General features: G+C 57.5%; 11 protein-coding genes and 2 tRNA genes. 7 read left to right on the top strand and 6 right to left on the bottom strand.

Annotated features, from left to right (window positions below; all coding sequences use genetic code 11):
• A tRNA-Asp gene (locus tag AC2FD8_RS10130) sits at positions 1 to 77 on the bottom strand.
• A 288-nt stretch (positions 78 to 365) separates the two neighbouring features.
• On the opposite strand from AC2FD8_RS10130, the gene AC2FD8_RS10125 reads away from it, so the two are divergent.
• Together AC2FD8_RS10125 and AC2FD8_RS10120 are read left to right on the top strand one after the other, a co-directional pair.
• On the top strand, positions 366 to 1,085 hold the full coding sequence (locus AC2FD8_RS10125; RefSeq protein ID WP_496855778.1) for a porin: 720 nt from the start codon (positions 366 to 368) through the stop codon (positions 1,083 to 1,085).
• 90 nt (positions 1,086 to 1,175) lie between these two features.
• Positions 1,176 to 1,250 (top strand) — tRNA-Val (locus AC2FD8_RS10120).
• Positions 1,251 to 1,615: 365 nt separating this feature from the next.
• On the opposite strand, the gene lon is transcribed toward AC2FD8_RS10120, so the two are convergent.
• The 3 genes from lon to AC2FD8_RS10105 form a co-directional block, all read right to left on the bottom strand.
• Positions 1,616 to 4,024: an endopeptidase La gene (gene lon, locus AC2FD8_RS10115; RefSeq protein WP_496855777.1), complete on the bottom strand. Its 2,409-nt coding sequence runs from the start codon at positions 4,022 to 4,024 to the stop codon at positions 1,616 to 1,618.
• 203 nt (positions 4,025 to 4,227) lie between these two features.
• Positions 4,228 to 5,358 (bottom strand): tRNA guanosine(34) transglycosylase Tgt, encoded by a 1,131-nt coding sequence (tgt, locus tag AC2FD8_RS10110; protein ID WP_496855776.1) that lies wholly within the window; start codon positions 5,356 to 5,358, stop codon positions 4,228 to 4,230.
• A 63-nt stretch (positions 5,359 to 5,421) separates the two neighbouring features.
• Positions 5,422 to 6,333 carry a nucleoside hydrolase gene (locus tag AC2FD8_RS10105; RefSeq protein ID WP_496855775.1) on the bottom strand — a complete coding sequence of 304 codons (912 nt, stop codon included), beginning with the start codon at positions 6,331 to 6,333 and terminating at the stop codon, positions 5,422 to 5,424.
• Between the two features lie 174 nt (positions 6,334 to 6,507).
• Here AC2FD8_RS10105 and AC2FD8_RS10100 point away from each other — a divergent pair, with 174 nt between their 5' ends.
• The 3 genes from AC2FD8_RS10100 to AC2FD8_RS10090 all read left to right on the top strand — a co-directional run bounded on the left by AC2FD8_RS10100 (position 6,508) and on the right by AC2FD8_RS10090 (position 8,129).
• On the top strand, positions 6,508 to 7,398 hold the full coding sequence (locus AC2FD8_RS10100) for an SPFH domain-containing protein (RefSeq protein ID WP_496855774.1): 891 nt from the start codon (positions 6,508 to 6,510) through the stop codon (positions 7,396 to 7,398).
• Positions 7,398 to 7,676: an NfeD family protein gene (locus AC2FD8_RS10095; RefSeq protein ID WP_170638804.1), complete on the top strand. Its 279-nt coding sequence runs from the start codon at positions 7,398 to 7,400 to the stop codon at positions 7,674 to 7,676. Before AC2FD8_RS10100 ends, AC2FD8_RS10095 begins: the two co-directional genes overlap by 1 nt.
• A 90-nt stretch (positions 7,677 to 7,766) precedes the next feature.
• Complete coding sequence (locus tag AC2FD8_RS10090) at positions 7,767 to 8,129, top strand: SUF system Fe-S cluster assembly protein (protein ID WP_496855773.1); 363 nt, start codon at positions 7,767 to 7,769, stop codon at positions 8,127 to 8,129.
• A 217-nt stretch (positions 8,130 to 8,346) separates the two neighbouring features.
• Here AC2FD8_RS10090 and AC2FD8_RS10085 read toward each other — a convergent pair whose 3' ends face one another.
• Entirely contained in the window at positions 8,347 to 8,685 is a 339-nt protein-coding gene (locus AC2FD8_RS10085) for a hypothetical protein (protein ID WP_496855772.1), read from the bottom strand.
• A gap of 208 nt (positions 8,686 to 8,893) precedes the next feature.
• Between AC2FD8_RS10085 and AC2FD8_RS10080 the strand changes: the two genes are divergently transcribed.
• Positions 8,894 to 9,259: a HesB/IscA family protein gene (locus tag AC2FD8_RS10080; RefSeq protein WP_170467154.1), complete on the top strand. Its 366-nt coding sequence runs from the start codon at positions 8,894 to 8,896 to the stop codon at positions 9,257 to 9,259.
• Here AC2FD8_RS10080 and AC2FD8_RS10075 read toward each other — a convergent pair.
• Positions 9,256 to 10,167, bottom strand: coding sequence for an isopenicillin N synthase family dioxygenase (locus tag AC2FD8_RS10075; RefSeq protein WP_496855771.1), 912 nt, complete (start codon positions 10,165 to 10,167; stop codon positions 9,256 to 9,258). The genes AC2FD8_RS10080 and AC2FD8_RS10075 overlap by 4 nt on opposite strands.
• A 127-nt stretch (positions 10,168 to 10,294) precedes the next feature.
• Between AC2FD8_RS10075 and tpiA the strand changes: the two genes are divergently transcribed.
• Positions 10,295 to 11,044: a triose-phosphate isomerase gene (gene tpiA / locus AC2FD8_RS10070; RefSeq protein ID WP_496855788.1), complete on the top strand. Its 750-nt coding sequence runs from the start codon at positions 10,295 to 10,297 to the stop codon at positions 11,042 to 11,044.
• Positions 11,045 to 11,047: the final 3 nt, after the last annotated feature.

Raw genomic sequence — 11,047 nt, 5'->3', positions numbered from 1 at the left:
TGGCGCGGTTGACGGGGCTCGAACCCGCGACCCCCGGCGTGACAGGCCGGTACTCTAACCAACTGAGCTACAACCGCCCGCTGCCCGTTCGTTGCTGAACGTTGGGGTGTATTATGGCTACGGTCGGGTATCGTCAAGCGGCGTTTTGAAGTTTTTTGTCAGAAGCCTGATTTTTGTTTGCAGTCCCCCCTCGGTCATCTTTCAAGCCGAGGCCCGCGTTTCCATACATTTGTGCCCAACCCGCAACAACATATTGAAATCACAGCGGCCCTCTACTCATCCGCAGCGAGAAATATTAACCATGCGTTCATGCGTCGTGGTCTCATTCTGATCCGCGCCAAAAAAACAAAAACCGGAGCAGCATCATGAAAAAAACCTTTGCCACCAGTGCATTGACCAGCCTTTTACTGACTGGCGCGGCATATGCCGTCGAAGTCACCGGCGGATATGTAGACCTGGGTTATTCCACCTTCACAGACAGCGATCTTGGCGATGTCTACAACCTCAACGGCGCAGGCGAGCTGGCGTTTTCCCGTGCGTTCAGCCTGCAACTGGATGCCGGCGGCTACCGGTTCGAGGACGAGGATTTCAACGGCACAAGCGTCACCTTGCACGCCAACCTGCACACGCAAACTGCCTCGTTCGGCGCCTTCTACGGGCAGGATCATATCGAAGACGAGACGTTCCAATTCTACGGCGTTGAGGCCGGTTTCGGCGCAGGCCCAGCACAAATCGAAGGGTATCTGGGCTTTCAAGATCTGAAGGAATTCTCTGACGCAGATGGCGTGATCCTGGGCTTTTCGGCCGGAGGGGCCGTCACCGAGAAATGGACTGTGATCGGTAAATACGACTACGTAAACGACATCGAAGGTGCTTTGGACGTCAGCGCATTTTCGATTGGCGCGACCTATAATGTAGGCACCAATGCACAGGTTTATGGCGAATTCGGCGCAGCGCATCTGTCCATCGGCAGCGCCAGCAGCACCGAACCCTTCCTTGGCGCTGGTGTCCGTATCAATCTGGGCAACGAGCGCGGCACAACCTTCGGACGCCGTGGCGTTCTGGACAAGCTGCCCGGCCTTTAATGAACTTCCGACCCCGGCTACACACAGGCCGGGGTCCTGTCCCTATGGGCCTTGCAGCCGAGAATGAGCTGCGGTAAGACGCCGCGCAATGGGTGATTAGCTCAGTGGTAGAGCGCTTCGTTCACATCGAAGATGTCAGGAGTTCAAATCTCTTATCACCCACCATTTAACTTATTGTTTTTGTTAAATTTTTCGCACCACTCGCGCATTGCCCCTTGGTTCCGAAAACCTATGAAGCAATTTCGCGCCCTGCCTGTGCGCGTTCAAATCCTTGTAAGACGATAGGACTGACCAGCGACACCAAGCTGTGGGACGGGTGTCGTTGACACCAAACAGCTGCGCGCTCGGAAAATAGACTTCCTCAAGTCGGAAACCTTCTCGTTGAAAAAAAGGCGGAGCCAAGCCCCGCCTTCTTCCAGAACCGTCTTAGATCGCTTCAGTTTAAACCTGCGACACGAATACCCTGCCACGCTTTCAGCGTTCTCGGGACATTCGTGTCACTTGGCGATTCAGGTAAAACCCGAAACACTTTAGTGCGCTGTCGCTGACGCGCTGGAACTTTCCGCTGTTTTCGCCGCCGCTGCTGCGGCCTCTTCCGCGGCCTCGTCCCACTCGATGGACTCGGGTTCGCGTACCAGCGCCTGTTTCAGCACTTCCGAGACATGCTCGACCGGGATGATTTCCAGCCCCTCTTTCACATTGTCCGGTATCTCGGCCAGATCCTTTTCGTTTTCTTCCGGGATCAGAACCGTCTTGATACCGCCACGCAGCGCTGCCAGCAGTTTTTCCTTCAACCCACCGATCGGCATCGCGTTGCCACGCAACGAAACCTCGCCCGTCATTGCGATATCTTTACGCACCGGAATACCGGTCAGAACCGAAACGATCGAGGTCACCATGGCCAGACCCGCACTTGGGCCATCTTTGGGCGTTGCCCCATCCGGCACGTGGACGTGGATGTCGATCTTGTCGAACTGAGGCGGCTTCACCCCGATCTGAGGCGAAATCGACCGCACATAGGACGAGGCCGCGTCGATGGATTCCTTCATCACATCGCCCAGCTTACCGGTGGTCTTCATCCGCCCCTTGCCGGGCAGCTTCAGCGCCTCGATATGCAGAAGGTCCCCGCCGACCGAGGTCCAGGCCAAACCGGTGACAACACCAACCTGATCGTCCTGTTCCGCCAGACCATAGCGGAACTTGGGCACGCCGAGGAAATCATCCAGATTTTCAGGCGTCACGGTGACCGAGTCAGCCTCTTTCTTGATGATCTTGGTCAGCGACTTCCGCGCCACTTTGGCGATTTCACGTTCGAGGTTCCGCACGCCCGCCTCACGGGTATAGGTGCGGATGATCGACTGCAGCGCCTCATCGGTCAGTTCAAATTCCTTGGCTTTTAGGCCATGGTTTTTGACCTGCTTGCTGATCAGATGCTGCTTGGCGATCTCGGATTTTTCCTCTTCGGTGTAACCGGCCAGCGGGATGATCTCCATCCGGTCCAGCAGAGGGCCAGGCATGTTGTAGCTGTTCGACGTGGTCAGGAACATCACGTTGGACAGGTCATATTCGACCTCAAGGTAGTGGTCCATGAACGTGCTGTTCTGTTCCGGGTCTAGCACCTCAAGCATTGCCGAGGCCGGGTCACCCCGGAAATCCTGCCCCATCTTGTCGATTTCATCCAACAAGATCAGAGGGTTCGTGGTTTTCGCCTTTTTCAGCGCCTGAATGATCTTACCGGGCATCGAGCCAATGTAAGTCCGACGGTGACCCCGGATTTCGGATTCGTCGCGTACACCACCCAGCGAGATGCGAATGAACTCGCGCCCCGTGGCTTTGGCAACCGACTTACCCAGCGAGGTCTTACCCACGCCCGGAGGGCCTACAAGGCACAGGATCGGGCCTTTCAGCTTTTTCGAGCGCTGCTGAACCGCCAGATACTCAACGATCCGCTCTTTGACCTTCTCAAGGCCGTAGTGATCGGCATCCAGAATGTCCTGCGCGCGGCCCAGATCCTTTTTGACGCGGGATTTGGTGCCCCACGGCAGTGACAGGATCCAGTCCAGATAGTTGCGCACGACGGTGGCCTCAGCCGACATCGGGCTCATGTTGCGCAGCTTCTTCAGCTCGCCTTCGGCCTTCTCGCGCGCCTCTTTCGACAGCTTGATCTCGTTGATCTTTTCTTCCAGCTCAGCAACTTCGTTCGAGCCGTCCTCACCATCGCCGAGCTCCTTCTGAATGGCCTTCATCTGCTCATTCAGATAGTACTCGCGCTGGGTCTTCTCCATCTGGGATTTGACGCGGGTCTTGATCTTTTTCTCGACCTGCAGAACCGACATTTCGCCCTGCATCAGGCCATAGACCTTCTCGAGCCGCTCGCTAACCGAGAGCGTCTCAAGCAGTTCCTGCTTTTGCTCGACTTCAATGCCCAGATGCCCCGACACGAGGTCGGCCAATTTGGCAGGCTCGGTGGTTTCACCCACGGCAGCCAGCGCTTCTTCGGGGATGTTCTTGCGAACCTTGGCATAGCGCTCGAACTCATCCGCGACGGTGCGCAGCAGCGCTTCGGTCGTGGTGACATCGCCTGGGATTTCGGTCAGATACTCGGCACGGGCCTCGAAAAACAGATCGTTTTCAAGGAATTCCGTGATCTGCACACGCGCCTGACCTTCGACCAGCACCTTGACGGTGCCATCGGGCAATTTCAGCAGTTGCAGGACATTGGCCAGAACGCCGGCCTGATAGATACCATCCACTTCCGGATCATCGACACTCGGGTCGATCTGGCTGGACAACAGAATTTGCTTATCATCCTGCATCACCTCTTCCAGCGCGCGGACCGATTTTTCTCGGCCCACGAAAAGCGGCACGATCATGTGTGGGAACACCACAATATCGCGCAGTGGCAGGACGGGGTATGAGGAATTCAGAGGCTCTTGCATGCTCTATCCTTATCATTGGCAAGACGGCTCTGGTCCCTGCTTGAGGCAACCGCTGGCCGTCTCCTGTCTTGGATGGTTTAAGGTGGGGCTGTTACAGCCCTATTTCAACCTCACCACCGTGTCTCAATGCGCAGCATGACCAAAGGTTCTGCAGACCGCAAGGCGCGCCGGGAAGATATCCACCGAAATTGTGCAGGTGCCTGCTAAATCGGCTCAATATCACCCTGCGCCCGCTGCGCATGGAAATTGGCCTGCCAAGCCTCAAATGTTCCAGCGGAGATCGCGTCGCGCATGCCCTGCATGATTTCTTGGAAGAAATGCAGGTTGTGCCAGGTCAACAGCATGCCCGAGATCATCTCGTTCGAACGGAAGACATGGTGCAGGTAGGCGCGCGAGTAGTTCGAACAGGCAGGGCATGTGCACTCTTCATCCAACGGACGTGGATCATCGGCATGGCGCGCGTTCTTGATGTTCACCACGCCGTGGCGTGTAAAAACTTGACCGGTGCGTCCGGACCGGGACGGCAAAACGCAATCCATCATGTCTACACCGCGCGCCACGGCGCCTACTATATCATCCGGTTTCCCCACGCCCATCAGGTAGCGCGGCTTATCGGTGGGCAGGAAATCGGGGGCAAAATCGAGGCAGTCAAACATCGCCTCCTGCCCCTCACCGACGGCCAAACCACCGATAGCGTAGCCCTCAAAGCCAATCGCTTTCAACGCCTCGGCGCTTTCTTCGCGCAGGTCCTGTTCCAGCCCGCCTTGCATAATCCCGAACAGCGCGTGGCCCGGGCGATCCCCAAACGCCTCGCGCGACCGCTGCGCCCATCGCATCGACAGCTGCATCGACTCGGCAATACGTTTCCGGTCCGCAGGCAATGAGGGGCATTCGTCGAAACACATCACGATGTCCGAGCCCAACAGGCGCTGAATTTCCATTGACCGTTCCGGCGTCAACTCATGCTTGGAACCGTCGATATGCGATTTGAAGGTCACGCCCTTTTCGGTCAGCTTGCGCAACCCTGCCAGAGACATGACCTGAAACCCGCCTGAGTCGGTCAGGATGGGACGTTCCCAATTCATGAACTTGTGCAGCCCGCCCAAACGGTCAATCCGTTCGGCCGTGGGGCGCAGCATCAGATGATACGTATTGCCCAACAGGATATCGGCCCCGGTGGCGCGCACGCTTTCGGGCATCATGGCCTTGACCGTCGCTGCGGTGCCAACCGGCATGAAAGCGGGCGTGCGAACCTCGCCACGCGGCGTGTTGATCACACCGGTACGGGCCTTACCGTCGGTTGCTTTGAGGTCAAAGGAAAACTGCTGGGTCATGTCATCATCTCGGATCGCGGAACCGGGCAGGATTTGCCCGATCCGCCGGGTCTTTGCAACCCGTCAGGGCAGAGAGGCCACGCGGGCCGTGAACAGATCAACAACCCCTGCCCCGTCGACATCCCGGCAGACCCAAACCGGGGGCCGCCCCTGATCCGGCACTGTGGCCCCGATTGCCTCGCCCTCGGTTGTCACCTTCAACCCCGTCTGAACGGTGTCGAACATATGATCATGGGTACAGGCGATGACGGCCGTCGAGTCGTGCAGACCACAGCCCTCCAACCCGCCTATCTCTTTGTAGAACTTCAGATAGAACCGAGAGATATCGCGCAGAAATGCCCCCATGTCCGGCGACCTCAGGGCCAAATCCTCAAAATCCGCGCTCTTGTAGAGCGTTTTCAGTGTCACGTCCAAACCGACCAAAACAGTCTCGGGCGGTGCTGAAAACACCGCGTCAGCGGCTTTGGCATCGTGGTAGATATTCGCTTCGGCATGTTCCGTGATGTTGCCGGGGCAATAGACTGCGCCGCCCATGATCACCAGACGTTTGAGATTCGAGGCGAATTCGGGATCCAATGCCATGGCATCCGCGATATTGGTCAACGGGCCGACCGCACACACGACAAGCTCACCCGGATGTTGGCGTGCCATTTCGACCAGAAACGAGCCGGCGCTCAGATCGTGGTTCTGCCCAATCTCGGGGATTTCGGTCAGATCACCGAACCCTTCCGGTCCATGCACATGCTTGGATGGGTTATGGCCGTCCTCGCCATGGGCAAAGGGGGCACCCTGCGCCACGGGGACAGCTAGTCCAAGCTTATCAACCAGATAGCGCGCGTTGCGGCTGGATTGATGGACATGGGTGTTTCCAAAAACGGTGGTTAACCCGATCAGGTCAATCTCGGGCGCTGCCGCTGCGTAGGCAATCGCCATTGCATCGTCGATGCCGGGGTCTGTGTCGATTATCAGTTTCATCCTCACCCGATAGCGCAAGCATTCACAGATGCAAAGCGGTCACTGTCGCTTGTTTCGGCAGTCAGTTTCTAGCATTCCGGATTTGCAACCACTCCGGTTCCCGCCATACCAGAGTTGAAATCGGGCGACTCAATCCCCAAATGTATACTATAGTACACAATAAAGAGGACAGTTATGACAGAAGAGCAGATCATCGGATTGCTTTCATCGAATATCATTTACCTGTTGGCCGCCATTCTGGTGGTGGTCGTCATTTTCAAAGGTATCAAAATCGTTCCCCAATCTGAGAAATATGTGGTGGAGCGGTTCGGACGGCTGCATTCGGTCCTTGGACCTGGGATCAACTTTATCGTTCCGTTTCTGGATGTTGCACGTCACAAGATATCCATTCTTGAGCGTCAGCTGCCCAACGCAACGCAGGACGCGATCACAAAGGACAACGTGCTGGTGCAGATCGACACCTCGGTCTTCTACCGCATTCTTGAACCGGAAAAGACCGTCTACCGTATCCGTGACGTAGACGGCGCGATTGCGACCACGGTCGCGGGTATCGTGCGGGCTGAAATCGGCAAGATGGACCTGGATGAGGTCCAATCGAACCGCGCGCAGTTGATTTCGCAAATTCAGGCCAGCGTCGAAACCGCCGTCGACGACTGGGGTATCGAAGTGACCCGGGCCGAGATTCTGGATGTGAACCTCGATCAGGCCACCCGCGACGCAATGCTGCAGCAGTTGAACGCTGAACGCGCGCGTCGCGCTCAGGTCACTGAGGCCGAAGGTCAGAAACGCGCGGTTGAGCTGCAGGCGGACGCCGAACTCTATGCGGCCGAGCAAACCGCGAAGGCCCGCCGCATTGAAGCCGAAGCCGAAGCCTACGCAACCGGCGTTGTTGCCAAGGCCATTCAGGACAACGGCATCGAGGCCGCGCAGTATCAGGTCGCTCTGAAACAGGTGGAATCGCTGAACGCTCTGGGTAATGGGACGGGCAAGCAGACGATTGTTGTTCCGGCCAACGCGCTCGAAGCGTTTGGCGATGCGTTCAAGATGCTCAAAGGGGGTAAATGATGGCTGACCCGTTTTGGATGACGTGGTGGATCTGGATGGCGGGCGCTCTGGCGCTTGGCATTCTCGAGATCGTCCTGCCCGGGTTCATCTTTCTCGGATTCGCCATTGGCGCAGCAGGCACGGGTCTGCTGCTTCTGATCCCGGGTCTTGCGCCCTCTCTGCCGGTTCTGATGCTGATCTTTGCGGTTCTGTCGCTGGTCGCATGGCTGGCCCTGCGCAAGACATTTGCGCATCCGCATGGGCAGGTAAAGACGTTTGAACGTGATATCAACGACTAAGCACAAGCAGCGCCCAGGAATGATTGCATGACTGGACGCTGCCAGACCTGTTCCCTATATAATCACTCAGGCAACTGACCCGAGGCAAAGATGACTCACCCGAGCGAACAGTTAGAAGGCACACCGTTGATTGCGCCATCGAGCATTGAACACCCCCTGTATGATCAGGTGGTCGAAGCATGCCGGTCGGTCTTTGACCCAGAGATCCCGGTCAATATCTACGATCTGGGCCTGATCTATACGATCGACATCAAAGACGACAACGCCGTCAAGGTGATCATGACCCTGACCGCACCGGGCTGCCCCGTCGCCGGAGAAATGCCGGGCTGGATCATGGAAGCCATCGAACCCGTTGCTGGCGTGAAAGAAGTCGACGTAGAACTGACCTGGGAACCGCCCTGGGGCATGGAGATGATGTCGGACGAAGCGCGGCTTGAGCTGGGCTTCATGTAGCATCAACGCCTAGCTAAGCCTTTGTCACAAAAGGTTAACCCGTCTGTTACAAAAGTGTCGAGCTACTGTCACAGTACTGCGGGACACATGCGGCGCAAGTGTTTGCATTTCCAAACGCTCTTGCAAATGGGCCTGACTGGAAGACACCGCCCCCCCGTGGAACCGGCCCGGAAATTGGACCGCCCTTGCCCGAGGGCGGTCTCTTTATTTTTGGACCTTAGCTTACACCGCACTTGGTCTTGATTTCATCGGATCGCGCGTCGAGCTGCTTGATGTAATCGCCAGACAGCATCTGCAATCGCTTGCCCTCGGTCCCGGTCACCAACCCCAGCAAAGCACCCGCAGGCGTAATCGCCGCAATGCTTTCCACCTGTTTGTCCTCAGCATGTTTCTTTTCCGCCGCAATCGCCCGCAGGTCGCCCTCGGCTGTTGCACAATTGATAGGGTGTCGTTTCTGATCTTGGTCAGCGTATGACGGAACCGACAGCGCCGCAAAGACTGTGGCTGCCAACAAAACCGAAGAAGTTACATTCACTTCGCGCTTTAACTTATTCATTTTAAATATTTCCCCTGCAAAAATAGGCCTGACCGCTAACGCGCGGCCGGTGTGATCTGGAAACAGGCTACGCCTATCCGCAATCCGAAAGCAACACGCATGCTGCTGCGCTATTTATGCGTCGAATGTCACTTTCTACGGGCCGCTGACTTGAGCCTGCCGAAAGACGCCCCTAAATTACATCTATCGCGCGACGACGGAGACTCAGATGTTCGGCATTCCCGGCAAACAGGCCGTGACCATGACGCCCAAAGCGGCAGAGCAGATCACCCGCCTGATGAAGTCCGGCGGTCATGCCGGTCTGCGCATCGGCGTAAAAAAGGGCGGTTGCGCGGGCATGGAATACACCATGGACTACGTTGATGAGGCTGATCCCCATGACGAGGTCGTGGAACAGGACGGCGCACGCGTGATGATTGCCCCTATGGCGCAGATGTTCCTGTTCGGCACCGAAATCGATTACGAAGTCTCGTTGCTGGAATCCGGGTTCAAGTTCAAGAACCCCAATGTGGTCGACGCCTGCGGTTGCGGCGAATCGATCAAGTTCGACGAAACCCTCGCCCAGCAATCCTAGCTTGCGTTCAAGTGAATGTAGGTCTCGTTGTAACGCCGTGTCAGATGATCTCCGGCGGTGATCACCTGTTCTGAATTCGGCGGCGCGACATTCGTGTGGTAGGACGGATTAAAGAACAACGGGACCGAAATCCGTTCCTTTGTTCCACCGACCACCCTATGCTCGGTCGCTTTGACGCGACCGGCGGTCCAGAACTCCAGCATCTCGCCAAAGTTGATGATGAACACGCCCGGCTCGGCCTCGACCTTTTCCCAGCTGCCATCGGGCATCCGCACCTCAAGCCCCGAGGTGCCATCGGTCGCCAGAAGGGTTACGCAGCCATAATCGGTATGCGCGCCGATGCCGAAATCCTTTTCTCCGGCCCAATCCGGGCGCTGCGGGTAGTAGTTCCCACGCAGCAAGGCCATCGGCGTGTCAAAAGCGTCGTCGAAACTGTCCGAGCCGCGCCCCAGAGCCACCGCAATCGCCCGCAAAACGCGCATCGCGACGTCACAGGCGTCGGTGTAATAGGATTGAACGGCCTCTCGGAACCCATCCGGTTTAGCCGGCCAAAGATTGGGGGCATAGACGCTGAGATTCTCGGCGCGATATGGGTTCTCCAGCGGCAATTCATAACCGCAATCGAACACTTCCTTGAAATCGGGGTTTGCGTCCGGGTCGACCTGCTCGGATTTTGGCGCCCCCCAACCCCGGTTCGATCCGGTCGACGCCATATCGACCGATTTCTTTTCCTGCTCTGGCAAATGGAAGAAGGCGCGGTACGCCTCGATCACGTCCCGAACCCTCTCGGCGCTTAAGCCGGTGCTGCCGACGGTCAGAAACCCCACATTACCGACGGCCCGCAGCAATCTGGCAAGCTCGTCTATGTCCTGATTGTCCAGTTTCTCAAGGTTGAGTTTTTCGATCATGGCACCCTCGGAATCGCTGGGCGGACCCTGCCTTTCCGGTGTCGGAACTGCAACCGGAATTGTAAGGCCGGACCAAGGGTGATATCGCATGAAAAACCCAAAGAATAGCGACAAGGGAGACGCGGAGATGCGGCGCAAACTGGCGGCTGGAAACTGGAAAATGAACGGAACCAGCGCGGCGCTGACCGAATTGGACGCCTTGGCCGCGAAACACCCCTCGCCCAGCGTCGACGTGTTGATCTGCCCCCCTGCCACGCTGTTGCACCAGGCCGCGGAACGCACCCAGGGCACGGGCGTTGCCGTCGGTGGGCAGGATTGCCACGCCGCGACCTCAGGCGCGCATACTGGCGATATCAGCGCCGAGATGCTGAAAGACGCAGGGGCCTCGGCGGTCATTCTGGGACATTCCGAACGGCGCGAAGACCATGGCGAACAGAATGAAGATGTACGCGCCAAGGCCAACGCCGTGATGGAGGCGGGCCTGCAGGCGATCATCTGCGTCGGCGAAAGCCTTGAGCAGCGCGAGGCCGCCAATACACTGGACATCATCGGCGGTCAGATGTCGGGGTCGATCCCGGACCGCGCCACCGGTGAGAACCTGATTGTCGCCTATGAGCCGATCTGGGCCATCGGCACCGGCAAGGTTCCGACACTGGACGAGATCGGCGAGGTCCATGACTTCATCCGCGTCCAGCTTGAGCGTCGCTTTGGCGAAGGCGTGGGGCGCTCGGTGCGTTTGCTCTATGGCGGTTCGGTCAAACCGTCAAACGCAGCCGAGATTTTCGGTGTGTCCAACGTGGATGGCGCGCTGGTCGGTGGGGCCAGCCTGAAAGCGGCCGATTTCTCGGGCATCGTTGAAGCGCTGGAAAGCGTCTGAGGA

It is taken from the genome of Ruegeria sp. YTSC192 (assembly GCF_059609705.1).
This window is presented reverse-complemented; position numbering and strand designations above follow the sequence as displayed.

What these genes read in the sequence shown, in the direction of transcription:
- AC2FD8_RS10125 (WP_496855778.1), top strand. Translation starts at nt 366, where the DNA reads ATGAAAAAAACCTTTGCCACCAGTGCATTGACCAGCCTTTTACTGACT.
- lon (WP_496855777.1), bottom strand. Translation starts at nt 4,024, where the DNA reads ATGCAAGAGCCTCTGAATTCCTCATACCCCGTCCTGCCACTGCGCGAT.
- tgt (WP_496855776.1), bottom strand. Translation starts at nt 5,358, where the DNA reads ATGACCCAGCAGTTTTCCTTTGACCTCAAAGCAACCGACGGTAAGGCC.
- AC2FD8_RS10105 (WP_496855775.1), bottom strand. Translation starts at nt 6,333, where the DNA reads ATGAAACTGATAATCGACACAGACCCCGGCATCGACGATGCAATGGCG.
- AC2FD8_RS10100 (WP_496855774.1), top strand. Translation starts at nt 6,508, where the DNA reads ATGACAGAAGAGCAGATCATCGGATTGCTTTCATCGAATATCATTTAC.
- AC2FD8_RS10095 (WP_170638804.1), top strand. Translation starts at nt 7,398, where the DNA reads ATGGCTGACCCGTTTTGGATGACGTGGTGGATCTGGATGGCGGGCGCT.
- AC2FD8_RS10090 (WP_496855773.1), top strand. Translation starts at nt 7,767, where the DNA reads ATGACTCACCCGAGCGAACAGTTAGAAGGCACACCGTTGATTGCGCCA.
- AC2FD8_RS10085 (WP_496855772.1), bottom strand. Translation starts at nt 8,685, where the DNA reads ATGAATAAGTTAAAGCGCGAAGTGAATGTAACTTCTTCGGTTTTGTTG.
- AC2FD8_RS10080 (WP_170467154.1), top strand. Translation starts at nt 8,894, where the DNA reads ATGTTCGGCATTCCCGGCAAACAGGCCGTGACCATGACGCCCAAAGCG.
- AC2FD8_RS10075 (WP_496855771.1), bottom strand. Translation starts at nt 10,167, where the DNA reads ATGATCGAAAAACTCAACCTTGAGAAACTGGACAATCAGGACATAGAC.
- tpiA (WP_496855788.1), top strand. Translation starts at nt 10,295, where the DNA reads ATGCGGCGCAAACTGGCGGCTGGAAACTGGAAAATGAACGGAACCAGC.